Annotated in this window: 20 protein-coding genes; 12 read left to right on the forward strand and 8 right to left on the reverse strand. The window is 62.9% G+C overall.

All coding sequences use genetic code 11. The features are described 5' to 3' along the window. The first annotated feature begins 83 nt into the window (after positions 1 to 83). From glyQ to gmhB, 3 genes are all read left to right on the forward strand, one after another. Positions 84 to 1,055: a glycine--tRNA ligase subunit alpha gene (gene glyQ / locus ABGX75_RS02105; RefSeq protein WP_011505318.1), complete on the forward strand. Its 972-nt coding sequence runs from the start codon at positions 84 to 86 to the stop codon at positions 1,053 to 1,055. Positions 1,056 to 1,057: 2 nt separating this feature from the next. Continuing rightward, positions 1,058 to 3,124 (forward strand): glycine--tRNA ligase subunit beta, encoded by a 2,067-nt coding sequence (gene glyS, locus ABGX75_RS02110; RefSeq protein ID WP_035414069.1) that lies wholly within the window; start codon positions 1,058 to 1,060, stop codon positions 3,122 to 3,124. Positions 3,125 to 3,461: 337 nt separating this feature from the next. Further along, positions 3,462 to 4,019 (forward strand): D-glycero-beta-D-manno-heptose 1,7-bisphosphate 7-phosphatase, encoded by a 558-nt coding sequence (gene gmhB / locus ABGX75_RS02115; protein ID WP_301968691.1) that lies wholly within the window; start codon positions 3,462 to 3,464, stop codon positions 4,017 to 4,019. Between the two features lie 127 nt (positions 4,020 to 4,146). Here the strand turns inward: gmhB and gyrB are convergent, their stop codons facing one another. The 4 genes from gyrB to dnaA all read right to left on the reverse strand — a co-directional run bounded on the left by gyrB (position 4,147) and on the right by dnaA (position 10,408). Further along, complete coding sequence (gyrB, locus tag ABGX75_RS02120; RefSeq protein WP_011505315.1) at positions 4,147 to 6,564, reverse strand: DNA topoisomerase (ATP-hydrolyzing) subunit B; 2,418 nt, start codon at positions 6,562 to 6,564, stop codon at positions 4,147 to 4,149. Positions 6,565 to 6,583: 19 nt separating this feature from the next. Next, complete coding sequence (gene recF / locus ABGX75_RS02125; protein WP_011505314.1) at positions 6,584 to 7,669, reverse strand: DNA replication/repair protein RecF; 1,086 nt, start codon at positions 7,667 to 7,669, stop codon at positions 6,584 to 6,586. A gap of 98 nt (positions 7,670 to 7,767) precedes the next feature. Beyond that, the gene (gene dnaN, locus ABGX75_RS02130; protein WP_011505313.1) at positions 7,768 to 8,871 is read right to left on the reverse strand and encodes a DNA polymerase III subunit beta; all 1,104 of its coding nucleotides are present in this window, start codon (positions 8,869 to 8,871) and stop codon (positions 7,768 to 7,770) included. 49 nt (positions 8,872 to 8,920) lie between these two features. Next, positions 8,921 to 10,408 carry a chromosomal replication initiator protein DnaA gene (dnaA, locus tag ABGX75_RS02135; protein WP_011505312.1) on the reverse strand — a complete coding sequence of 496 codons (1,488 nt, stop codon included), beginning with the start codon at positions 10,406 to 10,408 and terminating at the stop codon, positions 8,921 to 8,923. Positions 10,409 to 10,997: 589 nt separating this feature from the next. Here dnaA and rpmH point away from each other — a divergent pair. The 8 genes from rpmH to efeO (ABGX75_RS02175) all read left to right on the forward strand — a co-directional run bounded on the left by rpmH (position 10,998) and on the right by efeO (ABGX75_RS02175) (position 19,220). Continuing rightward, complete coding sequence (gene rpmH / locus ABGX75_RS02140; protein WP_011508608.1) at positions 10,998 to 11,132, forward strand: 50S ribosomal protein L34; 135 nt, start codon at positions 10,998 to 11,000, stop codon at positions 11,130 to 11,132. Positions 11,133 to 11,143: 11 nt separating this feature from the next. Next, on the forward strand, positions 11,144 to 11,530 hold the full coding sequence (rnpA, locus tag ABGX75_RS02145) for a ribonuclease P protein component (RefSeq protein ID WP_011508607.1): 387 nt from the start codon (positions 11,144 to 11,146) through the stop codon (positions 11,528 to 11,530). Between the two features lie 81 nt (positions 11,531 to 11,611). Beyond that, positions 11,612 to 13,303, forward strand: coding sequence for a membrane protein insertase YidC (gene yidC, locus ABGX75_RS02150; RefSeq protein WP_301968692.1), 1,692 nt, complete (start codon positions 11,612 to 11,614; stop codon positions 13,301 to 13,303). 99 nt (positions 13,304 to 13,402) lie between these two features. Next, a complete protein-coding gene (gene mnmE, locus ABGX75_RS02155; protein ID WP_011508605.1) occupies positions 13,403 to 14,779 on the forward strand; it encodes a tRNA uridine-5-carboxymethylaminomethyl(34) synthesis GTPase MnmE in 1,377 nt (458 codons plus the stop codon). 184 nt (positions 14,780 to 14,963) lie between these two features. Beyond that, positions 14,964 to 15,809: an iron uptake transporter permease EfeU gene (gene efeU / locus ABGX75_RS02160; protein ID WP_347410823.1), complete on the forward strand. Its 846-nt coding sequence runs from the start codon at positions 14,964 to 14,966 to the stop codon at positions 15,807 to 15,809. After that, positions 15,806 to 16,933 carry an iron uptake system protein EfeO gene (efeO, locus tag ABGX75_RS02165; protein WP_347410822.1) on the forward strand — a complete coding sequence of 376 codons (1,128 nt, stop codon included), beginning with the start codon at positions 15,806 to 15,808 and terminating at the stop codon, positions 16,931 to 16,933. The genes efeU and efeO (ABGX75_RS02165) overlap by 4 nt, the downstream gene beginning before the upstream one ends. A gap of 36 nt (positions 16,934 to 16,969) precedes the next feature. Next, a complete protein-coding gene (gene efeB / locus ABGX75_RS02170; protein WP_347410821.1) occupies positions 16,970 to 18,304 on the forward strand; it encodes an iron uptake transporter deferrochelatase/peroxidase subunit in 1,335 nt (444 codons plus the stop codon). Between the two features lie 79 nt (positions 18,305 to 18,383). After that, a complete protein-coding gene (gene efeO / locus ABGX75_RS02175; RefSeq protein WP_287124504.1) occupies positions 18,384 to 19,220 on the forward strand; it encodes an iron uptake system protein EfeO in 837 nt (278 codons plus the stop codon). A gap of 64 nt (positions 19,221 to 19,284) precedes the next feature. On the opposite strand, the gene rlmJ is transcribed toward efeO (ABGX75_RS02175), so the two are convergent. The 4 genes from rlmJ to rdgB form a co-directional block, all read right to left on the reverse strand. Next, positions 19,285 to 20,133: a 23S rRNA (adenine(2030)-N(6))-methyltransferase RlmJ gene (rlmJ, locus tag ABGX75_RS02180; RefSeq protein WP_179152407.1), complete on the reverse strand. Its 849-nt coding sequence runs from the start codon at positions 20,131 to 20,133 to the stop codon at positions 19,285 to 19,287. A 110-nt stretch (positions 20,134 to 20,243) separates the two neighbouring features. After that, positions 20,244 to 20,924, reverse strand: coding sequence for an OmpA family protein (locus ABGX75_RS02185; protein WP_011508599.1), 681 nt, complete (start codon positions 20,922 to 20,924; stop codon positions 20,244 to 20,246). 53 nt (positions 20,925 to 20,977) lie between these two features. Next, complete coding sequence (gene hemW / locus ABGX75_RS02190) at positions 20,978 to 22,150, reverse strand: radical SAM family heme chaperone HemW (RefSeq protein ID WP_347410820.1); 1,173 nt, start codon at positions 22,148 to 22,150, stop codon at positions 20,978 to 20,980. Then, a complete protein-coding gene (gene rdgB, locus ABGX75_RS02195; RefSeq protein WP_011508597.1) occupies positions 22,147 to 22,752 on the reverse strand; it encodes an RdgB/HAM1 family non-canonical purine NTP pyrophosphatase in 606 nt (201 codons plus the stop codon). The genes hemW and rdgB overlap by 4 nt, the downstream gene beginning before the upstream one ends. Before the next feature lie 428 nt (positions 22,753 to 23,180). On the opposite strand from rdgB, the gene ABGX75_RS02200 reads away from it, so the two are divergent. Further along, positions 23,181 to 23,864: a LuxR C-terminal-related transcriptional regulator gene (locus ABGX75_RS02200; protein WP_035414086.1), complete on the forward strand. Its 684-nt coding sequence runs from the start codon at positions 23,181 to 23,183 to the stop codon at positions 23,862 to 23,864.

The following is a 23,864-nucleotide window of genomic DNA, read 5'->3' on the forward strand; positions in this document are numbered from 1 at the left end:
TTTCGTCACGGTGCCTATAACCGATTAACCGCTAATTGTATACTTGGCGGTTCGTGAATTCATGGGCCAACGGTACTTCACCAATGACACAGTCGACGCCAGACGTGAAAACCTTCCAGGGCCTGATCCTCGCCCTGCAGCAGTACTGGGCCGAACAGGGCTGCGTGATCCTGCAACCCCTGGACATGGAAGTCGGAGCCGGCACTTTTCATCCCGCGACTTTCCTGCGCTCCATCGGCCCCGAAACCTGGAACGCCGCCTACGTGCAGCCATCGCGCCGCCCCACCGACGGTCGCTACGGCGAGAACCCCAATCGCCTGCAACACTATTACCAGTTCCAGGTGGTGATGAAGCCCTCCCCGCAGGCGCTTCAGGCGCTTTATCTGGGATCGCTCGAGCGTCTCGGCATCGACCCGCAGGTCCATGACATTCGCTTCGTCGAGGACAACTGGGAGTCTCCCACCCTAGGGGCTTGGGGGCTAGGCTGGGAAGTCTGGCTCAACGGCATGGAGGTGACGCAGTTCACCTACTTCCAGCAGGCCGGGGGCATCGAATGCTACCCGGTCACCGGCGAGCTGACGTATGGCCTGGAACGTATCGCCATGTACCTGCAGGACGTCGATAGCGTCTACGACCTGGTGTGGACCTACGCCCCCGATGGTTCGTCGGTCAGCTATGGCGATGTCTATCTGCAGAACGAGCGCGAACAGTCGGCCTACAATTTCGAGCACGCCGACGTCGATTATCTGTTCGGTGCCTTCGATCACTGCGAGGGCGAATGCCGGAAGCTGCTCGATGCCGGCCTGCCGCTGCCGGCCTATGAGCAAGTGCTGAAGGCGTCGCACACGTTCAATCTGCTCGACGCCCGGCACGCCATTTCGGTGACCGAGCGTCAACGTTACATCCTGCGTGTGCGGACCATGGCCCGTGACGTCGCCCACGCCTACTTCGAATCGCGCAAGGCAGCCGGGTTCCCCATGGCCTCGGAGACCCTACGTCAGGAATTGCTGAATCAGGAACTGCCGAGCCAGGAAAGCAACGAGGGAGACGCGTAAGCATGGCATCCACCCCCCTACTGGTCGAATTGGGCGCCGAAGAACTGCCACCGAGCGCCATCGAACCCCTCGCGCTGGCATTGCGCGATGGCATCGCCAAGGGCCTCGCCGACGCCGACGTGGCGTTCGCGAGTGCCCATGCCTACGCCACGCCGCGCCGTCTGGCCGTCAGGGTCGAAGGTCTCGACGACAAGCAGCCCGACCGCGACATCGAACGCCGCGGCCCCGCCCTGGCTGCCGCTTTCAAGGATGGCCAGCCAACCAAGGCCGCCGAGGGCTTTGCGCGCTCCTGCGGTGTCACGGTCGATGACCTGATCCACCTGGAGACCGACAAGGGAACCTGGCTGGGTTATCGCTATCAGGAAAGCGGCGAGGCCACCACGGCCCTGCTGCCGGCCATCGTCGAGCGCGCGGTCCAGGCGCTGCCGGTGCCCAAGAACATGCGCTGGGGCGCCTCGCGCACCGAGTTCTCGCGGCCGGTACACTGGCTGGTCATGCTCTACGGCGCCGATGTCGTACCGGCAACGGTGCTCGGCCTGGAGGCCGGACGCACCACCCGCGGGCACCGCTTCCATGCACCCGACGCCATTGACCTGGCCCACGCCGACGACTACCTGGACGCACTGGAAAACGCTTACGTGCTGGCCGACATGCAACGTCGACGCGAGCGCATCCGCGAACAGGTACTCGCCGAGGCGGAAGTCAACGAGGCCACGGCGGTCATCGACGAGGACCTGCTCGACGAAGTCAGCGGACTGGTCGAATGGCCCGTCGCCCTGACCGGCAGCTTCGACGAGCGCTTCCTCGACGTGCCTGCCGAATGCCTGATCTCGTCGATGAAGGCCAATCAGAAGTACTTCCACCTGCTCGATGCACAGGGCACCCTCAAGCCGCTGTTCATCACCGTCTCCAATATCGAAAGCCGCGACCCTCAGCAGGTCATCGAAGGCAACGAGAAGGTCATTCGTCCACGTCTGGCCGACGCCGCCTTCTTCTACGACACCGACCGCAAGCAGTCGCTGGCGTCACGGCGCAGCGCCCTCGAGAGCGTGGTATTCCAGCAGTCGCTGGGCACGCTGGCCGACAAGGCGCAGCGCATCGAGGCCATAAGCTCCTTCATCGCCTCCCGGATCGGTGGCGATGCCGACCACGCCTCGCGCGCCGCCCAGCTCGCCAAGTGCGACCTGGTCACCGAGATGGTGCTGGAGTTTCCCGAGCTCCAGGGCATCATGGGGACCTACTATGCGCGCCAGGACGGCGAACCCGAGGAAGTGGCCCAGGCGCTGCACGAGCAGTACTTGCCACGCTTCGCCAGCGATGACGTACCGGCCACGCCCGCCGGGCTCGCCCTGGCGCTTGCCGACCGGCTCGACACACTGACGGGCATCTTCGGGATCGGTCAGCGCCCCAGTGGCACCAAGGATCCTTTCGCGCTACGGCGTGCCGCCATCGGGGTGCTCAACATCCTGGTCAAGGCCGAGCTCGACCTCGATCTTCGCGAGCTTCTCGAACTGGCCGCAGCCCAGCATGGCGACCTGCCGAAGGCCGAGGGACTGGTCGATGACGTCCTCGACTACATGCTCGACCGTTTCCGTGCCTGGACCCAGGACGAAGGCATTGCCGTCGAAGTGTACCTGGCCGTGCGCGCCCGCCCGGTCACGCGGCCGCTCGACTTTGCACGCCGGATCCGCGCCGTGCATGCCTTCAGCCAGCGCGAGGAAGCCGTGGCACTGGCGGCGGCCAACAAGCGGGTGTCCAACATCCTGTCCAAGCAGCAGCATGACGGCTCCACCTCGGTGGATACCGGCCTGCTACAGGCCGAGGCCGAGACGACGTTGAGCACGGCGCTGGAACAATGCCATCAGTCGGTTCGCCCGCTGCTCGACGCCGCTCGCTATGCCGAGGCGCTGGATGTACTGGCTCAGCTTCGCGGCCCCGTCGATGCCTTCTTCGACGACGTGATGGTCATGGCCGAGGACGAGGCGGTGCGCCGCAATCGTCTCGCGCTGCTGGCCAGCTTGCAGTCGCTGTTCCTCGAGGTCGCCGATATCGCCCAATTGCAGCAGTGATCGCACGGGCGACGAACGAGAAAGGGTGGCCTCTGGCCACCCTTTTTTGTTTCACGTGAAACGCCGCACACCACCGAACCTGCCTGCCCGTCGTCTCTTCCAACTTTGTCGCCGCCCCGGCTTAGTTCGCGAAGTGTCGTTACGGCATGTCCACGCCCGACAGAATGTTTCACGTGAAACATGACATCACATAGTGACCAGAAGCGATATGACGCCGTGGCAGTCTCCCTTCCCTCTTCCCTCTTTCCGCTGCCCGCTGGCCTGATGCGCTCAGCATTGTTTCACGTGAAACACGGCCCTACACTGCTCTACCCGACTGGCTGCAACCGGAGCGCCCGTGCCCTTACCTCCCAAGCTCGTGATTCTCGACCGTGACGGCGTCATCAACCAAGACAGCGATGCCTACATCAAATCCCTCGAGGAGTGGATTGCCTATCCTCAGGCGATCGAGGCCATCGCGTATCTCACGCAACACGGCTGGACCGTGGCGATCGCCACCAATCAATCGGGCATCGCCCGAGGTTACTTCGACACGGCCACCCTCGATGCCATGCACGAAGAACTTCGGCATCAGGTATCTCGTGCCGGCGGCGAAATCGCGCATATCGCGTATTGCCCGCACGGTCCCGATGACGGCTGCGATTGCCGCAAGCCCTTGCCTGGGCTATTGCAGCAGGTTCAGCAAGCCTTGGGCCTGTCCACGCTGGAAGGCAGCTGGATGGTCGGCGATAGCCTCCGCGATCTGCAGGCGGGACAGGCAGCAGGATGTCATGCGGCACTGGTTCGCACGGGCAAGGGCGTCCGCACGGAGCAAAAGGGCCAAGGCCTGGAGAACGTGCGCATTTTCGACGACCTGGCATCTTTCTCGCGCTGGCTGATCCCCGACGACGCTTGAGTCGGCCTGGGGATCTGCCCTCACCTGGTACAAAAAAGGCCGGCAACGTGACGTCGCCGGCCTCTTCTCATACCGCTGTTACTCGCCGCACTGGACTCAGCCTAGCGACGATGTTTCACGTGAAACATCAGATATCCAGATTGGCGACCAGGGCATTGCGTTCGATGAAGTCACGACGCGGTTCGACTTCATCGCCCATCAGGGTATTGAACATCATGTCAGACGCCACGGCATCCTCGATGGATACACGCAGCATCCGCCGAGACTGGGGATCCATGGTGGTTTCCCACAACTGCTCGGGGTTCATCTCGCCGAGTCCCTTGTAGCGCTGTACGCTCAGGCCACGCTGGGCTTCACTCATCAGCCAGTCGAGGGCTTCGTAGAACGTGCCCACCGAGCGCTGACGCTCGCCACGCGCGACATAGGCACTTTCCTCGAGCAAGCCATCCAGCGTCTCGCCGAGTGCCGTCATGGCGTGATAATCGGCACTGCGGAAGAAATCGACGCCCCAGACGTAATCGGTGGTCACGCCATGTGCGGTCAAGGCTACGCTGGGCAGGAACAAGCCTCGTTCGGTGTCTTCCTGCAACTGGAAGGTGTAACGCGGGCCACCCTCGTAGGCGATGATGCTGTCCATCTCCGCCTGCAGATGGTCGATCCAGTTCTGCATGGTCACGCGGTCCTTGAGGCTTTCATTCTCAAGCTTGGCGGTATGCACGATCTTGCGCAGCACCAGGTTGGGATAGACGCGCGAGAGCCGGTCGATGCGCCGCATGACATCGCGATACTGGCTGACCAGGTTTTCCAGCTGCTCACCGGCGATGCCCGGCGCGTTGGCGTTCACGTAAAGGCGAGCGCCATCCAGAGCCGTGGTCGTCAGATAGTCGGTCAGCGCCTGTTCGTCCTTGAGGTACGTCTCCTGCTTGCCACGCTTGATCTTGTAAAGCGGCGGCTGGGCGATGAAGACATGTCCCCGCTCGATCAGCTCGGGCATCTGACGGAAGAAGAACGTAAGCAGCAGCGTGCGGATGTGCGAGCCGTCGACGTCGGCGTCGGTCATGATGATGATCGAATGATAGCGCAGCTTGTCGGGATTGAACTCCTCGCGCCCGATCCCGCAGCCAAGCGCCGTGATCAGCGTGCCGACCTCCGCCGAGGAAAGCATCTTGTCGAAGCGCGCCTTCTCGACGTTCAGGATCTTGCCCTTGAGCGGCAGGATCGCCTGGGTACGACGGTCGCGGCCCTGCTTGGCACTGCCGCCTGCCGAGTCGCCCTCGACCAGGTAGAGTTCGGAAAGGCTGGGATCCTTTTCCTGGCAGTCGGCCAGCTTGCCGGGCAACCCGGCGATATCCAGAGCCCCCTTGCGACGCGTCATGTCGCGTGCCTTGCGTGCCGCTTCGCGTGCCCGCGCCGCATCGAGCATCTTGTTGACGATGGCCTTGGCTTCGTTGGGCCGCTCGACGAGGTAGTCCGAGAACTGGCGCCCCATCTCCTGCTCGACCGCCGTCTTGACCTCGGAGGAGACCAGCTTGTCCTTGGTCTGCGAGGAAAACTTCGGGTCCGGCACCTTCACCGAGACGATGGCCGTCAGCCCTTCGCGCGCATCATCGCCGGAGGTGTTCACCTTCGCCTTCTTCAACAAGCCTTCGCTTTCGATGTAGTGATTGAGCGTCCGCGTCAGCGCAGCCCGGAAGCCGGCCAGGTGGGTGCCGCCATCGTGCTGGGGAATGTTGTTGGTGTAGCAGAAGATGTTCTCGGAGAACGTGTCGTTCCACTGCATCGCGACCTCGACGGCAATCCCGTCGTCACGCTGGGTCTCGAAGTGGAAGATCTGGTTCAACGCCGTCTTGTTGGTGTTGAGGTGATCGACGAACGCCCGCAGGCCGCCCTCGTAGTGGAACAGCTCCTCGGCGCCGGAACGCTCGTCGATCAAGCGGATCGCCACACCGGAATTGAGGAACGACAGCTCGCGCAGACGCTTGGCCAGGATGTCGTAGTGAAACTCGATGTTGGCGAACGTCTCGGTCGAGGGCTTGAAGTTGACCTGCGTGCCACTCTTCTCGGTCTTGCCCACCACGTCCAACGGTGAATCGGGAACGCCGTGATGGTAGATCTGCTCGTAGACCTGTCCGGCCCGCCAGACGGTCAGCTTGAGCTCCTCGGAGAGCGCGTTGACGACGGAGACGCCGACCCCGTGCAGCCCACCGGAGACCTTGTAGGAGTTGTCGTCGAACTTGCCGCCGGCGTGCAGCACCGTCATGATGACCTCTGCTGCCGAAACGCCCTCTTCCGAGTGAATATCGGTGGGGATACCGCGCCCGTTGTCACTGACGGTGATGGACTCATCGGGATGGATCACCACGCGAATTTCGCTGCAATGCCCCGCGAGCGCTTCGTCGATGGAGTTGTCCACCAGTTCGAAGACCATGTGATGCAGGCCCGTGCCGTCATCGGTATCGCCGATGTACATGCCGGGGCGCTTGCGTACCGCATCCAGTCCCTTGAGGACCTTGATGCTCGATGAGTCGTAAGCTTGTTCGCTCATTGCCTACTCCGTCGTGAAGTCATTCCGTGAGCAGTCGCCCGTGTTCCACGTGAAACATCGCGACATCCGTTTCCGACTGCCATGCATTCGCGAGCGCCTCGCGCTCGACGCTGGTAATAAAGACCTGACAGCGCAAGCGCTCCAGCCAATGACAGAAAATCCGCCGATGCGTAACGTCCAGCTCGGCGGGCAGGTCATCGATCAGATAAACGCAGGTGCGCCCCGTCAGTTCATCGAGCAAGCGCCCCTGGGCCAATTTCAGTGCACTCACCACCAGCTTTTGCTGACCGCGAGACAACTCCTCCACGGCAGCACGCTTGCCGATGCGCAAGCGCAAATCGGCGCGTTGCGGCCCTTGCTGGGTGAACCCCATCTGTCGGTCGGTGTCCCGACCGCCTTCGAGCACCTCCAGCAGACCACGCTGCTTGTCCCAACCGCGATAGTAGCGAAGCGACAAGCCGGAAAGCGGCAGCAACTCATGCAATGTATCTTCGAATGCCTTGGCGAATTGCGCCATGTACTCGCTGCGCAGGGCGTCCAGAAGCTCGCTCCAATGCGCGAGTTCCTGCTCCCATACGCGCATCGAACGTGCATCAATTCTATCATGCCTGAGCAGGGCATTCCGATGTTTCAGCGCACGTCGCACTCGCCGCCATGCCTCGAAAAACTCGTGTTTCACGTGAAACACGCCCCAATCGAGAAACTCTCGCCGTGCCGCCGGCGAGCCTTCCAGCAGACGAAAGGCATCAGGGTTGATCAGCTGCAGCGGAAGCGCCTCGGCAAGACGCGCCACACGAACGCCGCGCTCGCCGTCGAGGCGAATCTCGAGCTCGGAGGCATCGCGTGCACGGCGTACGCCCAGCGCGACCGGTGGATCGCCGGCGACGCGTCCATGCAGGGTGACGGCATCGGCATCATGCGCGATCGCATGCTTGAGCTTCTGGGTTCGAAAGGAACGTGCCATTCCCAGCACATGCATGCCTTCCAGCAAGCTGGTCTTGCCGCTGCCGTTGGCCCCGGTGATCAGATTGATCCCCGGCCCGGGGCGCATGTCGAGCGCCGCCAGATTGCGCAGGCCCAGGAAATTAAGGCGTTCGAGGGGCATACGAGGACATCAAGAGAGCGCGCCGTCCCGGCGTGACATCGGCGAGGGAGCCGACGAGGCGCCCGGGACGGAGCCGCGTGAAGGGACGGACAAGGCGATCAGAGGCGCATCGGCATGACCACGTACATGGCATCGCCGCCGCCCGGTTCCTCCAGCAGTGCACTGCTGTTGGGATCGGAAAGCGTCATCTGCACACGATCGGCGTCCAGCACGCCGAGCACATCGACGAGGTACCCCACGTTGAAACCGACTTCCAGCGCGCCCCCATCGTACTCGATGGCCACGTTCTCCTCGGCCTCCTCCTGCTCGGGGTTGTTCGCCGTCACCCGCAGGTTGTTCTCCTCGAGGTTGAGTCGCACTCCGCGATATTTCTCGTTGGAGAGAATCGCGGTGCGCGACAGCACCTGGCGCAGCTCGCCACGCTCGGCGATGACGACCTTGTCGCCCCCGCGCGGAATGACGCGATCGTAATCCGGGAACTTGCCGTCGACCAGCTTCGAGGTGAAGGTGAAATCACCGGTCTGGGCGCGCAGGTGCGTACCGCCGATGGTGAGTTCCACCGGCTCGTCGCTGCCGTCCAGCAGGCGCGCCAGCTCGAGAATCCCCTTGCGAGGCACGATCAGCTTTTGCGACGGCTCGACCTCGACGTCCGCGCTGCGCGCGCAGACCGCCAGGCGGTGGCCGTCGGTGGCGACCGTACGCACCAGATGGTGGCCGAACTCGAGCAGCATGCCGTTCAGGTAGTAGCGGACATCCTGCTGCGCCATGGCGAAGGACGTCGCATCGATCAGATGCTTGAGCGTGCCACGCGCCAGTGTCAGCGTGGTATCGCTTTGACTTCCCTCGATATTCGGGAACTCCGCCACGGGCAGCGTGGACAAGGTGAAACGCGAACGCCCGGCACGCAGGATCGCCCGTCCTTCCTCGAGCGTGAAGGTGATGTCGGTCTGCTCGGGCAGCGACTTGCAAATGTCCATCAGCTTGCGCGCCGGTACCGTGGCAGAGCCCGGTTCATCGACGTGATGCGGCGTGGTGCGGCCGATCAACTCGACCTCGAGATCCGTACCGGTCAATGCCAGCTGCGAATCCTGCACCTGGAGCAGCACGTTGGACAGCACCGGCAGGGTCTGACGACGCTCGACGACGCCAGCGACCAGCGATAGCGGGCGCAATAGGGCTTCGCGGGTGATGGTAAATCTCATGGGCTCCACTCTCGTCCTGGGGTCCAAGGGAATATTCGGGCCGCCATGCTCAACTGGTCAGCAGCCGCAGCAGGTTCTTGTAGTCCTCGCGGATATCCGCGCTTTCTTCCTTGAGTGTCTGCACCTTGCGACAGGCATGCAGCACCGTGGTGTGGTCGCGCCCACCGAAGGCATCACCGATCTCGGGCAAGCTGTGATTGGTCAATTCCTTGGCCAGCGCCATGGCCACCTGACGCGGCCGCGCGACCGAGCGCGAACGACGCTTGGAGAGAAGATCGGCCAGCTTGATCTTATAATACTCCGCCACCGTGCGCTGGATGTTGTCGACGCCGACCTGCTTGTCCTGCAGAGCCAGCAGGTCCTTGAGCGACTCGCGAATGAAATCCTGGGTGATCGGCTTGCCCATGAAATGCGAGTCGGCAATCACCTTCTTCAGCGCCCCTTCCAATTCGCGCACGTTGGAACGAATCTTCTGGGCAATGAAGAAGGCGGCATCGTGCGGGAGATCGACCTTGGCCTGGTCGGCCTTCTTCATCAGGATCGCCACGCGCGTTTCCAGCTCCGGCGGCTCGATGGCGACCGTCAGTCCCCAGCCGAAGCGCGACTTGAGACGTTCCTCCACCCCGCTGATTTCCTTGGGATAACGATCCGAGGTCAGGATCATCTGCTGGCCGCCCTCGAGCAGCGCATTGAACGTGTGGAAGAATTCTTCCTGCGAACGCTCCTTGCCGGCGAAGAACTGAATGTCGTCGATCAGCAGGGCATCCACGCTGCGATAGAAACGCTTGAAGTCGTTGATGGCGTTGAGCTGTAGCGCCTTGACCATGTCGGCGACGAAACGCTCCGAATGCAGGTAGACGACCTTGGCGTTCTCGCGCTGCCCCGCCAGATGGTTGCCGACGGCATGCATCAGGTGCGTCTTCCCCAAACCGACCCCACCGTACAGGAACAAGGGGTTGTAGGCACCACCGGGGTTCTCGGCGACCTGCCGCGACGCGGCACGCGCAAGCTGGTTGGACTTGCCCTCGACGAATGTCTCGAAGGTGAAATTGGGGTTGAGACCGCTCTGGTGCTTGAGACTCCCCTCCACCTGGACCTGGCGCTCGCCACCACCGCGCCGCGGCGTTTCCTCGCGTTCGCGAAGGCGATCGATTTCCTGCTCGTCGGCGTAGTCCCCCTTGGCACGCGGAGCAGCATGCACCGCCGGCGCCTCGGTCGGGCGCGAGGCATTCATCGTCGTCGCCGACACCGGCGCGCCCAGGTCACGCGGCGACGACATCGCCACGTTGCGGCGACTCCCCACCGTCAGCTGCACCTTGGGCGGCTTACCGGATGCCAAGTCCCGCAGCAGCTCGTTGATGCGCTTCAGGTATTTATCGTTGACCCAGTCACGCACGAAGCGGTTGGGCGCCAGAAGACACAGCTCGTTGGCGTCACCGTCTTCCGCCTGCAGTGGGCGAATCCAGGTGTTGAACTGCTGTGAACTCAGTTCGTCCTGAAGAAAGTTGAGGCATTGCTGCCAGAGAGCGACCGACACACGACCTCACCTAGCGTTGATGAATGGCCGAGTATTGTAGCGTTCGAGACCGAGGTTATCCACATGGATCCCCGCTCTCTTTTCCTGTGGAAAACCGGGCCGCCAACCACGGGGACAGATTGTCCACACATCGGGGACGCCAGCATGCCTGTGGACAGACGACGTGTTACCCACAACGACATCGACAGCTTTCCCACGGGACACCCGCAACTTCCCCACACAAAGAGGAACACGCCAACTACATGACATTCTGATCTTTTTTTGGGTTATCCACAAAATTTGTCCCCACCATTAATAACAACATCAGTAGAAAACAAACCTGTAGTAATGGAAGTGGCTGTTGGACGGTGGAAAGCCCCCTTCTCTTCAGCACATGATGATGTCCCCATACCTTCGAGTCTCGAGACGGATCGCGCTCCCCCGGCGAGGGCCGTCGCAAAAACAGGTGTGGATAAAAGCGCCAGAAAAATTGCACCTGCCCTGGGGATTCACTAGAATTGCCGGTCTTGAGCCGAATACCGCCTGGTGCCAACGTGCCGGGCTCTTCAGTTTCAACCGTTTCCAAACAACCACGTGAGAATTCGCAGCTATGAAACGCACTTTTCAGCCGAGCGTTCTAAAGCGCAAGCGCGTGCACGGTTTCCGTGCTCGCATGGCCACCAAGAACGGCCGCCAGGTGCTGGCTCGCCGTCGCGCCAAGGGCCGCAAGCGTCTGAGCGCCTGATTGAGCAACGAATGTCCGATCAGGGCTTTCCCCGGCGACAGCGTCTGCTTACCGCCGGGGACTATCAGCACGTCTTCGCTCATGCGTCCTTCAAGGTGCACGGCAAGGGCCTTCTGGTGCTTGCGCGCCCCAACGCTCTCGGCTACCCGCGGGTGGGATTCGTATTCAGCAAGAAGAACGTGCGCCGTGCCGTCGACCGTAACCGTCTGAAACGCCTCGTCCGTGAATCCTTTCGCCTCCAGTCACATCGTCTCCCCGCCGTGGACATCATCGTTCTCGCTCGTCGCGGAGTTGATGCACTGGACAATGCTACCCTGCATCGCCAACTGCACGGCATGTGGCGGCGCCTGGAAAAAGACGTTCGCAAGCAGTCGGTCGCGTCCACCCCATCCCCTTGATCGGCCTTTCCCGCCACGCCCGCCGTGTGCGCTCCGCCGGTGGGGATGTGTCGTCAGAATGTTTCACCGGGCAGAATCCTTATGGACGTAAAACGACTCTTACTCGTCATCCCGCTCGCGGTGCTCGCCTATCTGCTGGTCATTCAGTGGAACGCTGATTACGGGCAGAACAATGTCGAACACAGCGCTCCCACCAGCGTGGCGCAAGGTACCGCCGATAGCGATGACGCCAGTGAAGGCTTGTCGGCGCCTTCGGCTTCCAACGCCGGCAATAACGCATCGCCAGACAGTGCCGGCATGCCCGGCGAGAACTCCCAGACCGACGCCAACGGCCTCATCCAGGTGCGTACCGACGTACTGGACCTGCGCATCGATCCGCGCGGCGGCGATGTGGTGTACGCCGCGTTGCCCAAGCACAAGGCGTCTCTGGACAGTGATCAGCCGTTCGTGCTTCTCAGCGACAACAACGTACGCAGCTATGTCGCCAAGTCGGGCCTGCAGCTCGAGGGGCACGAAGGGCGCATTACCTATACCCCCGAGCAGACGGAGTACACCCTCGGCGAGGATCAGGACAGCCTGACCGTCGACCTCAAGGCTGAGGTCAACGGCGTGAACGTCATCAAGCGTTTCGTCTTCGATCGCAATGCATACGCGGTCCATGTCGAATATCGGCTCGACAACGAGAGCCAGACGCCGGTGTCGGCACGCTTCATCGGTCAGCTGGCGCGGGATGACAGCGATGATCCCAGCCAGGGCGTCTCCATGGGCATGAAGTCCTTCCTGGGGGCGACCTTCTCCACGCAAGAAAGCAACTACGAGAAGATCAGCTTCGAGGACATTCGCGACGGCGAATTCAACAACGTCGAATCCGAGGGTGGTTGGGTCGCCATGATCCAGCACTACTTCACCTCGGCGTGGGTGCCGGAGCAGAACCAGGAAAACCTTTACTACGCCAACATCGATTCACGCGATCGCAATGTGGCCGCGTTTGCCGGTCCTTCGCAGCAGATCGCCCCCGGCGAAACGACCCGCATGGCCGCGACGCTCTACATGGGGCCGAAGATCCAGGATCGTCTGGAGGCCATCGCCCCTCATCTGGAGCTGACCGTCGACTTCGGCTGGCTGTGGTTCATCGCCAATCCGCTGTTCTGGCTGCTGGCGAAAATCCATAGCCTGATCGGCAACTGGGGCTGGTCGATCGTGCTGCTCACGGTCATCGTCAAGATCGTGCTGTTCCCGCTGTCCGCCAAGGCGTACAAGTCGATGGCCAAGATGCGCAAGATGGGCCCGGAGATGAAGCGCATCAAGGAACAGTACGGCGACGACCGGCAGAAGATGTCCCAGGAGATGATGAAGTTCTACCAGAAGGAGAAGATCAATCCTCTGGGGGGCTGTCTGCCCATCGTCGTGCAGATGCCGGTATTCATCGCGCTGTACTGGATGTTGCTGGAATCCGTGGAGTTGCGCCACGCGCCCTTCATTCTGTGGATCAACGATCTCTCGGCACAGGATCCCTACTTCATCCTGCCGATCATCATGGGTGCCTCGATGTTCGTGCAGCAGTTGTTGAATCCCACGCCGCCGGACCCGATGCAGGCGAAGATCATGAAGATGCTGCCCGTGGTCTTCACGTTCTTCTTCCTGTGGTTCCCGGCAGGCCTGGTCATCTACTGGATCTGCAACAACGTCATCTCGATCCTTCAGCAGTGGATCATCACGCGCAAGATCGAAGCCGATGGCGAGTCGGGAAAAACGAGTAAAGCCAAGAGCTGACGCTCGCCTCGTTTCCCGTGTCCAGACCCCCGCTTTCGCGGGGGTCTGGCGTTTTTGGCCCATCACCGGGAAAATGCCGGCACGGAGTCGGAGAATCTCATGACCGCCACGCCTCTTTATCGACAAGACACCATCGCCGCGATCGCCACGCCCCCGGGGCGCGGCGGCGTGGGCATCATACGCCTCTCGGGCCCGGCCAGCCGTGACCTCGCGGAACGCATCCTCGGCCACTGCCCGGCACCACGCCACGCCCACTACGGCCCCTTCTACGATGCCGACGCGCAGGTGCTCGACGAAGGCATCGCCCTGTTCTTTCCCGGCCCTCATTCCTTTACCGGTGAGGACGTGCTCGAGCTGCAGGGCCATGGCGGGCCGGTGATCATGGACCTGCTGCTCGCGCGCTGCGTCGCCCTCGGCGCGCGCCTGGCACGCCCCGGCGAATTCTCGGAACGCGCCTTTCTCAACGACAAGCTCGATCTGGCCCAGGCCGAGGCAATCGCCGACTTGATCGACGCCAGCTCCCGAGCTGCCGCCGAAAATGCCCTGCGTTCGCTGCAGGGCGAGTTCTCGACGCGGGTCTCGGCACTCGTCGACAAGCTGATCGAGCTGCGGATGTTCGTCGAAGCCGCCATCGACTTTCCCGAGGAGGAGATCGACTTTCTCGCCGATGGCAAGGTGGCCGCGATGCTTCAGGGTGCCCAGGAGACGCTTGGCGAGGTGCGCGCCGCCGCCGGCCAAGGGGCATTGATGCGCGAGGGCATGAACGTGGTCATCGCCGGACGTCCGAATGCCGGCAAGTCGAGCCTGCTCAACGCCTTGACCGAGCGCGACAGCGCCATCGTCACCGATATCGAGGGCACCACTCGGGACGTGCTGCGCGAATATATCCACATCGACGGCATGCCGCTGCACGTCATCGATACCGCCGGCTTGCGCGATACGCCGGATGCCATCGAAAAGATCGGCGTGGCGCGTGCCTGGGAGGAAATCGAGAAGGCCGATCGGGTGCTGCTGCTGGTCGATGCGACGACCACGACACAGACCGACCCGATGCAACTCTGGCCCGAATTCGTCGCGCGCCTGCCGCATCCCGAGCGCCTCACCCTGGTGCGCAACAAGATCGACGAGAGCGGCGAAACCGAGCAAAGCGACTTATCCACATCCCCTCCGATCGTGCGGCTCTCCGCCAAGACCGGTCTGGGTGTGGATAACCTGAAGGAGCATCTCAAGGCGGTGATGGGCTTCGACGCCACCACCGAAGGACGCTTCTCGGCCCGCCGTCGACATCTCGATGCCCTGGATCGCGCCGGCGACGCCCTCGACAACGGCATCGCCCAGCTACGCGGCCATGGCGCCGGCGAGCTGCTCGCCGAGGACCTGCGCGACGCACAGCAGGCGCTGTCCGAGATCACCGGCGAGTTCACCGCCGATGACCTGCTCGGCGAGATCTTCGGCAGTTTCTGCATCGGGAAATGATACCGCGCGGTGCCCGCCCGGCATCGCCGCCTGGTCTTCGCCGGTCCTGCTTCCATCAGCAAGAATGAATCGATACTGGAATTGGCTTGCCACTCTCCGGGGGTCGGCGTAAGCTATAAACGATAACGAATCTCATTTTTCTTCGTTATGGATTCCGTTCAAACAGCTTGCCAGGACCCGCGACATGCTCGTCCCCTTTCTCATCATGCTGCGCGAGGGGCTCGAAGCCGCCCTGATCGTCGGCATTATCGCCGGTTATCTTCGCCATACCGGGCGCGGTGCCTGGATGCCCGCCGTGTGGATCGGCATATTTCTCGCTGCCGCCCTGGCACTGGCGACAGGGGCCGGCCTGCAGTTCGCAAGCGCAGCGTTCCCGCAACGTCAGCAAGAGCTGTTCGAAGCCTTCGTGGGGCTGATTGCCGTGGGCGTGCTGACCTGGATGGTCTTCTGGATGCGTCGCGCCGCCCGCAACATGCGGCGGACACTGACCGGCGCACTCGAGGACGCCTTCACCGGCCGCCGCCATACCCTGGCGTTGATCGGCATGGTCTTTCTGGCCGTGGCCCGCGAAGGCCTGGAGTCCGTATTCTTCCTACTCGCGGTATTTCAGCAAAGTACCGACCGGTCCGCACCGCTGGGGGCGTTGCTGGGTATCGTCACCTCGGTGGCGGTGGGGCTGGCCCTCTATCGTGGCAGTCTGCGCCTCGACCTCGCGCATTTCTTCCGGCTCACGGGCGTTTTCATGTTGCTGGTGGCCGCCGGGCTGCTGGCCGGCTCGGTCAGGGCCCTGCATGAGGCAGGCTGGTGGAATCATGCCCAGCAACGGGTATTCGATCTCAATGAGTGGCTGCCGCTGGACTCACCGCTCGGCGCGATCCTGTCGGGCATCCTCGGGTATCAGCCGGCGCCCACGCTCGGCGAAGCGGTGGTTTATGGCGGCTATCTGCTGGTGACACTGGGGATCTTCTTCCAGCGTGCTCGCCGGAGCTCTCCCGCCGCCCATCGCGCATCGCATGGAGAACCGTCATGAGCCCCGCGCCATTGCCGCCGCCGCGCTTCCTGAAATTCGGCGTACTGGTCTCGGCCATGTCGATGTTCGCTGCGCTGGGCGTTTTCGTGATGTCCCTGGAACCGCATGACGACACGATCGCAGGCCCACGCGTCGTGATCACCGATGCCGGCTGCGAACCCAACGCCCTCGACGTCTCGGCCGGCGAGACGACCTTTACGGTGGTCAATCGCTCCGAGCGCGCCATCGAATGGGAGATCCTCGACGGCGTGATGGTGATCGCGGAGCGCGAGAACATCGCACCCGGACTCCGGCAGCCGCTGACCGTGCGCCTGCCAGCAGGCGACTACCGCATGACCTGCGGCCTGCTGAGCAATCCGCGTGGCACGCTTCACGTGGCCGCCGCCGATGATGCGTCACCGGCCTCCCCTTTGTCGCACAAGGACTTCCTGGGCGCCCTCGCCGAATACAAGGTCTATCTGACACTGCAGAGTCGTCGCCTCATCGACGCCGCCGATACCTTGCACCAGGCCATTGAGGATGGCGACCTGGCGGCAGCCCGTGATGCCTACGCACGGGCACGCCTGATCGACCAGCGTCTGGCGATGGCCACCGGCCTGTTCAGCGATCTCGACCAGCGCCTCAACGCCCGCGCCGAGTATTTCGCTCAGCGGGACGAGGACCCGAACTTCGTCGGCTTTCAACGCCTGGCACAAGGGTTGTTCGAGGCGTCCACCACCGCAGGGCTCGCGCCGGTTTCCGCCCAGTTGCGCGACGATGTCCGCACCCTCGCCGAACGCTGGCGACACCAGTCGATCCCGCCCGCGCAACTGGCCAGTGGCAGTGCTCGCGTCCTGGCCGCCTGGCACGACCACAGCATCGATCAGGCGCCGCTGGACGCCCGCGAGCTGCTCGATCTGCGTGGTCTGCTTCAGGGCGCCGACAAGATCGCATCACTGCTCGGCCCGCTCCTCGAATCACGCGATCCCCAGACACTCTCGCGGCTCACCAGCGAGCTCGCCGCGCTGAAAACGACGCTCCCCGAGTCCGGCACCGCCGTCGATCGCGACGCGTTGCTGACCGAGACCCGGGCGCTGTCACGAACCCTGAGCGAGATCAATCACACGCTGGCCCTGCAGGGCTGACGTGCATTCCCTTGGCTTCATCACGGTTTAATCGACATGAGTGATCGTTCCGATAACATGCCGCGCTGCCCATTCTCACTGGATCGGCGGCGTTTCCTGCAAGGCCTCGGCGCCACCGGAACCGGTATTGCCATGGCCGGCTTGAGTACGTCGGCCTGGGCCAGGTCCTGTCCGGCCGACGATATGCCAGACACCGGCCATGAGGTGACGAGTGCGCCGACCAGTACCGCCACGACCGACGCCTATCCTTTTCATGGCACTCATCAGCAAGGCATTCTCACGCCGCGCCCGGCCAATGGCATGATCGTCGCCTGCGACGTGCTGGCGCGGGATCGCGACGGGCTCGAGCAATTGCTGCGCACACTCACCGAGCGCATCGCCTTTCTCACCCGAGGCGGCACCTATCCCCAGGGCGATCCACGTTATCCGCCGGCGGATTCCGGCATTCTCGGTCCCACCATCGCGCCGGATGGCCTGACCGTCACCGTCTCCCTCGGCGCCTCGCTGTTCGATGCGCGCTTCGGCCTGGCCGACGTCAAGCCGAGGCACCTGCAGCGCATGACCGGCTTCCCCAACGACGCTCTCGACCCATCGCGCTGCCATGGCGACATGTCGTTGCAGATCTGCGCCCATACGCACGACACGACCGTGCATGCCCTGCGCGACATCCTCAAGCACACCCCGGGAGGCCTGATGGTGCGCTGGAAGCAGGAAGGCACGGTGCCGGTCATGCCCCCCAGCGACACTGGCCCCACGCCCAGCGCGCGCAACTATCTGGGCTTTCGCGACGGCACCGCCAACCCCGACACCGCGGACACGGCCCTGATGGATGCGCTGGTCTGGACAGGCCACGACAGCGAGGAGCCTGCCTGGACCCGGGGTGGCAGCTATCAGGTCGTGCGTCTGATCCGCAATTTCGTCGAACGCTGGGACCGCGCGCCACTGGCCGAGCAGGAAGCCATTTTCGGGCGGCGCAAGGATAGCGGCGCTCCGCTGGCCGGTGGCACCGAGTACGATATCCCCGACTACTCCGACGATCCGGACGGCCAGGTCACCCCTCTGGACGCGCATATCCGTCTGGCCAATCCACGTACGCCAGGCTTCGAGAAACACCGCATTCTGCGCCGGCCGTTCAACTACTCCAACGCTGTCGAAGCCAACGGTCAGCTCGACATGGGGCTACTGTTCATCGTCTACCAGGCGGATCTGGAGGCCGGCTTCATTACCGTCCAGAAACGCCTGAACGGCGAGCCGCTGGAGGAATACATCAAGCCGGTGGGCGGCGGATACTTCTTCACTCTGCCCGGCGCCATCGACGAAAACGATTTTCTGGGGCGCGGACTGCTGGAAGCCGCCGCCTCTCATGCTTGATCACAACGACAGGCGCCCGAAGGCGTCGATCACCACGACCGGGACGGCCTCACCCACGATTCGTCAAAGGAGTCACCGCATGTCACCTCGCTCACTGTTTCTTGCCGCCAGTGCCTTTGGTCTCATGACCTTGCAAGGCACGGTCCAGGCCGATGTCGCCACCGAAGCGTTGGTCGAACCGGTCGCCGACTACAAGCTCTATGTGCTCGACAACCTCGATCGATTCGTCACCCACACGCAAGACTTCACCCAGGCCGTCGAAGCCGGCGACCTGGCACGCGCACAGTCCCTCTACGCGCCGACACGGGTCTATTACGAGCGCATCGAGCCCATCGCCGAATTGTTCGCCGACCTGGACGCCAGCATCGACGCCCGCGAGGACGACTACGAGAAAGGCGTCGAGGATCCCGACTTCACCGGTTTCCACCGTCTCGAGTACGGCCTGTTCGCGCAACGCACCACGCAAGGCTTCGCGCCCTACGCCAAGCGCCTGATGGCCGATGTCAACGATCTCGAGGCGCGCGTGCAGGGGCTGACCTTTCCGCCAGCGACCGTCGTGGGCGGTGCCGCCGCGTTGATGGAAGAGGTGGCCGCGACCAAGGTCAGCGGCGAGGAAGATCGCTACAGCCACACTGACCTGTGGGACTTCCAGGGCAACGTCGACGGCTCGCAGAAGATTTTCGAACTCTTCAAGCCGCTCGTGATCGACGAGGACCCGGCCTTCGTCGAACGCGTTGAAGAAAATTTCGCCGCCGTGGAAGAAACCCTCGCCCACTATCGGCAGGATGCCGACGACCCGACGTCCGGTTTCGTCAGCTACGAGCAGGTCAGCGACGAGGACCGGCGTGCCTTCGTCGGTCCGGTGAACCTGCTGGCCGAGGACCTCTCGACCTTGCGTGGCAAGCTCGGCCTGTAACGCTTCACGCCACCGACATGCCTCGGCCATGGGGAGAACGGCCGAGGTCGTGCGGCATGTCATCTCACTCCGGCACCCACCACTGCGAGGCATGCGAGGCCGTATCGCCCAGGCAAGACGCGACGCGGGCCAGGCTCGCGTTCAATTGCGTATCGATGCCCCAGGGAGGGTTGAGAAGCAGCATGCCGCTGCCGTACATCCCATGGGTGGCTTCGCCGGGCGGGTGAAGCGTCAGCTCGCTGCGCCATAGCTTGCGGAGGCCGCTGCGCCGAGCGGCCGTCAGCAGGTCATGATGACGACCGCTGGGCAGCAACGGATACCAGATCATCACGATGGCATGACGCACCTTGGCGGCGACGGCTTGCAGAGTAGCCGCGACGTCGGTGTATTCCTGCTTGCGCTCGTAGCTGGGATCGATGAGTGCGCAGAATCGTGGCGTGGCGGGTGGCAGCAGCGCACGAATGCCGGCCAGGCCGTCCGCATGCTGACGTCGCGCCTGGGGCGGCAGCACTTGTGCCTCGAGATGGGTTGCTTCGCCTGGATGCAGCTCGAACAACGCCAGGCGATCCTGCTCGCGGCAATCGTTCGCCAGCCACCAGGGGGATCCGGGGTAATGGCTGAGCGTCGATGCCCCGGACTGGACATCGCCGAGCCGCTCGCACCACGCCGCGAGCAGCGGATCGTCGGCGAGCGCCTCGCGTGCCGCCCATACGGCAGCCGCGCCCTGACGATACTCCCGCAGGCGCTGGGTTTCCTCGGCTTCGAGAGGGTAAAGACCACGCCCGGCATGCGTATCGACATACGTAATGGCGGATGACTTACGTAACAAGTACTGGAGGACAGCAAACAGGGTCAAATGCTTGTGCACGTCGGCGAAGTTGCCGGCGTGATAGGCGTGCTGATAGGCGAGCATGGCATTTCTCGAACGTCTTGGCGGGACCATGATACGCCGTTCCCCGCCATACGGGGAAATCGCGCCGCCCCGGGCGAGGCGCAAGGGCCCGGGGCGGCAAGGACGCCGATTCAGCCTTGCTGAGTGACCGGCGTCAGCGTGATTTCGACACGCCGATTCTGCGCGCGGCCGCTTTCGGTATCGTTGCTGGCCACCGGCTGACGTTCGCCGTAGCCAACCGTGTTGATGCGGTTGGCGGCGATGCCTCCCTGGCCGAGGTAGTCGGCAACGGCCTGAGCCCGGCGCTCGGAGAGGCGCTGATTGTAATCGGCGCTACCGGTGCTGTCGGTGTACCCGGCGACGTTGATGCGTGTCTTGGGGTACTCGCGCATGACGGCCGTGGCATCGTTGAGGGCCTGACGCGCGGGCGTCTTCAATGCGCTGGAATCGACATCGAAGGTCACGCTGCTGGGCATGTTGAGGACGATGTTGTCGCCCTGGCGATCGACGCCGATGCCGGTTCCATCGAGATCCCTGCGCAGCTTTTCTTCCTGGGCATCCATGTAGGCGCCGACCCCACCGCCGATGGCGGCGCCCGCCGCGGCCCCGATCAACGCACGGTCGCGACGGCTGGTGCTGCCGTCGCCGGTCAATGCCCCGGCCACCGCGCCCACGGCGGCCCCGATGCCCGCGCCACCAAAGGTCTTGCCATGATCGCCTTGCTGCTGACCGGTCTGCGTCCCGTTGCTGGCACACCCCGTGACACCGATTGCCAAGGCCAGCGGTACCGCCATCCATATCGAGCGTTGCATGCGTCCTTTCTCCTTACCTTTTCCTGTGAGTGCGTTCCGATGATTGCGCGTCGTCACGCTGCGTCGCAAAGCGCGAGCAGGTCGTTCAAGAACAACAACCCATGCGGCGATGCCTGCAGGCGTTGCGAGGGATCGCACAACAGTCCCTTGGCATGCGCCTGCTCGAGCCGCGCGTCGAGCAGTGTATCAGCTAGCCCGCTGCGTTCGTGCCAGTAACGGCGTGGCACGCCCTGGGTGAGGCGCAGCGCGTTCATCAAGAATTCCAGCGGCAATTCCTGTTCCTCGAGCGCACGCCGCCCCGCGATGAAACCACGCGGATCCTGGGCACGACGCAGATACGCCTGTGGCTGTCGTACCTTCCAGCGACGCTCGATGGCTAGACTACCGTCCAGCTGCCAGGCACTCAACTTGCCGTGCGCGCCCGCGCCGATGCCCAGGTAATCGCCGAACGTCCAGTAGTTGAGATTGTGACGCGCCTGCCGTCCGGGCCTGGCATAGGCGGAAATCTCGTAGCGTTGATAACCCGCGGCCTCGATGCGCGCATGTCCCGCTTCCTGGATATCGCACAGCGTATCCTCGTCGGGCAATCGCGGCGGACGTGAATAGAACTGCGTGTTGGGCTCCAGCGTCAGCTGGTACCAGGAGAGATGATCGGGGGCCAGCGCCAGGGCACGGTCGATATCCGCCAGCGCCAGCGCCTCATCCTGACCGGGCAGCCCATGCATGAGGTCGAGGTTGATGTTATCGAACCCGGCGCGGCGTGCGTCCTGCATGGCCTGGGCGGCTTCCTCGCCGCTGTGGATGCGCCCCAGGACCTCGAGTTGCGGCGCCTGAAAGCTCTGCACTCCCAGCGACAGACGGTTGATGCCCGCCTCACGATAGGCCGCGAAACGGTCATGCTCGACGGTGCCGGGATTGGCTTCCAGAGTGATTTCGATATCCGACGCGAACGGCAGACGCGCACGTATCCCTTGCAGCAAGTGTCGGTACGCATCACCGCTCAGCAGACTGGGCGTGCCGCCCCCGACGAAGATGCTCACCAGCTCACGGCCGTCGGCCAGCGCTGCATCCGCGTCCAGGTCGGCGAGCAGGGCCTCGACGTAGGCTGTCTCGGGGAGCGCCCGGTCCGGGTCCATGCCATGGGAGTTGAAATCGCAATACGGACATTTGCGCACGCACCAGGGCACATGCACATACAGGGACAGCGGCGGCAGCGGCATGCTCATGAGGGCGCGGAGAGCTGCGCCAGCAGGGCCTGCATGGCCCGGCCGCGATGGCTGAGTCGGTTCTTGTCCTCGGCGGACAACTCTGCGGCGGTCATGGCGCGCTCGGGCACCCAGAACAGCGAGTCGTAACCGAATCCGCCCTCGCCGCGGGGATATGCCAATACTTCGCCTTCCCAGGCACATTGCACGATGCGCGGGACCGGGTCCTCGGCATGCCGCAGATACACCAGCACGCACCAGAAGCGGGCGCCGCGCTGGCCTTCCGGCACGTCCTTGAGCGCCTCCAGCAGCTTGCGATTGTTGGCGGCATCATCGGAGGGCTCACCCGCGAAGCGGGCCGATCGAATTCCCGGCGCGCCCTGCAAGGCATCGACCTCGAGTCCCGAATCGTCGGCCAGGGCGGGCAGACCGCTCACTCGAGACGCTTCGCGCGCCTTGAGCAGGGCATTCTCGACGAAGGTCAGGCCGGTTTCCTCGACCTCGGTGACGGCGAAGTCGCGCTGCGGACGCACCTCGAGGCCCAGCGGGGCCAGCAGGCTCTGGAATTCACGCAGCTTGCCGGTGTTGCCGCTGGCCAACACCAGCGTGTCTTGATCCGCCATCATGCTTTCTCCTTATCACTCGGACGCTCATTCTACGAGTAACCCACCGGTCGGGAAACCATCTCGGGCGCTAATTAATAACACATAAAAAAACAATAACTTATATTAACAGATGAGATTTTTCATACCTTGGTGCCACATCGCGTCTAATCTAAATGAACGGCATGACTGAAATTTCTCTGCACCACTTCGGCACACTCTCATCGGCGCCAGGGAGACCCATCGGCAACATATTGATCCCGCTCGGAAATCAACTTCAGTTATAAAAACATTAGGATGATATTCGATTACGTTTCTACCAGATGCGCTTACCGTCTATTTACAAAGTACGTGGCCCGGATAACTCTTGAAGGCAACTCGGCATGATACCCGCCATAAGAAAGTCGGGAGCCGCCATGACAACACGCATGACAACGGGGATAACTCGCATGAGCTTGGAAAACGCAAGGGTTCTGATGGTGACCGACTGCAACCCTCAGTCGCAGCTGTTCATCGACTATGTCCGCCAGCAACTCGATTGCCAGGTATCCGCGCTGAGCACGCAGGAAAGTTTCGTGCCGCCGGCAGACCGCAAGGTCGTCGTGCTCCTGGATGCCGACCACGTCGATGAAAACTGCATGCACCTGTGGAACAGCCGTGCCAGCGAAAGCCCGGAAATGATTCTCGCCGCTTTCAATCTCCGTGACGACGAGCATGCGGCGGAATTGTTGATCAGCCTCCACCTGCAGGGCGTCTTCTATCGTCAGGACAATTTGCTGCTGATCTGCAAGGGCATCGCCAAGCTGCTCGAAGGCGACCTGTGGATGTCGCGCAATCTCATGACGCGTCTGATCGATTTCTATCGCCGCCAACAGCTCAATGCCTATCGCCCGGTGTGCGGCTTGACGCACCGCGAGCTGGAGATCATCGGGCTGTTGGGGACAGGTGCCTCCAATACCGAAATCGCCGATCAACTCTTCGTCAGCGAGCATACCGTCAAGTCGCACCTTTACAACATCTTCCGCAAGATCAAGGTCCACAACCGCATACAGGCCATGAACTGGGCACGCCAGAATCTCGGTGCCCCGCCGATGACCTCGTTGCGCAGCGCTCGCAAGGCGCGCACGTCGTGA

It is taken from the genome of Chromohalobacter sp. (assembly GCF_039830575.1).
Taxonomy (GTDB): Bacteria; Pseudomonadota; Gammaproteobacteria; order Pseudomonadales; family Halomonadaceae; genus Chromohalobacter; species Chromohalobacter israelensis.

Coding starts and splice junctions, on each gene's coding strand:
- glyQ (WP_011505318.1), top strand. CDS start 84: ATGACACAGTCGACGCCAGACGTGAAAACCTTCCAGGGCCTGATCCTC.
- glyS (WP_035414069.1), top strand. CDS start 1,058: ATGGCATCCACCCCCCTACTGGTCGAATTGGGCGCCGAAGAACTGCCA.
- gyrB (WP_011505315.1), bottom strand. CDS start 6,564: ATGAGCGAACAAGCTTACGACTCATCGAGCATCAAGGTCCTCAAGGGA.
- recF (WP_011505314.1), bottom strand. CDS start 7,669: ATGCCCCTCGAACGCCTTAATTTCCTGGGCCTGCGCAATCTGGCGGCG.
- dnaN (WP_011505313.1), bottom strand. CDS start 8,871: ATGAGATTTACCATCACCCGCGAAGCCCTATTGCGCCCGCTATCGCTG.
- rpmH (WP_011508608.1), top strand. CDS start 10,998: ATGAAACGCACTTTTCAGCCGAGCGTTCTAAAGCGCAAGCGCGTGCAC.
- rnpA (WP_011508607.1), top strand. CDS start 11,144: ATGTCCGATCAGGGCTTTCCCCGGCGACAGCGTCTGCTTACCGCCGGG.
- yidC (WP_301968692.1), top strand. CDS start 11,612: ATGGACGTAAAACGACTCTTACTCGTCATCCCGCTCGCGGTGCTCGCC.
- mnmE (WP_011508605.1), top strand. CDS start 13,403: ATGACCGCCACGCCTCTTTATCGACAAGACACCATCGCCGCGATCGCC.
- efeU (WP_347410823.1), top strand. CDS start 14,964: ATGCTCGTCCCCTTTCTCATCATGCTGCGCGAGGGGCTCGAAGCCGCC.
- efeO (WP_347410822.1), top strand. CDS start 15,806: ATGAGCCCCGCGCCATTGCCGCCGCCGCGCTTCCTGAAATTCGGCGTA.
- efeB (WP_347410821.1), top strand. CDS start 16,970: ATGAGTGATCGTTCCGATAACATGCCGCGCTGCCCATTCTCACTGGAT.
- efeO (WP_287124504.1), top strand. CDS start 18,384: ATGTCACCTCGCTCACTGTTTCTTGCCGCCAGTGCCTTTGGTCTCATG.
- rlmJ (WP_179152407.1), bottom strand. CDS start 20,133: ATGCTCGCCTATCAGCACGCCTATCACGCCGGCAACTTCGCCGACGTG.
- ABGX75_RS02185 (WP_011508599.1), bottom strand. CDS start 20,924: ATGCAACGCTCGATATGGATGGCGGTACCGCTGGCCTTGGCAATCGGT.
- hemW (WP_347410820.1), bottom strand. CDS start 22,150: ATGAGCATGCCGCTGCCGCCGCTGTCCCTGTATGTGCATGTGCCCTGG.
- rdgB (WP_011508597.1), bottom strand. CDS start 22,752: ATGGCGGATCAAGACACGCTGGTGTTGGCCAGCGGCAACACCGGCAAG.
- ABGX75_RS02200 (WP_035414086.1), top strand. CDS start 23,181: ATGAGCTTGGAAAACGCAAGGGTTCTGATGGTGACCGACTGCAACCCT.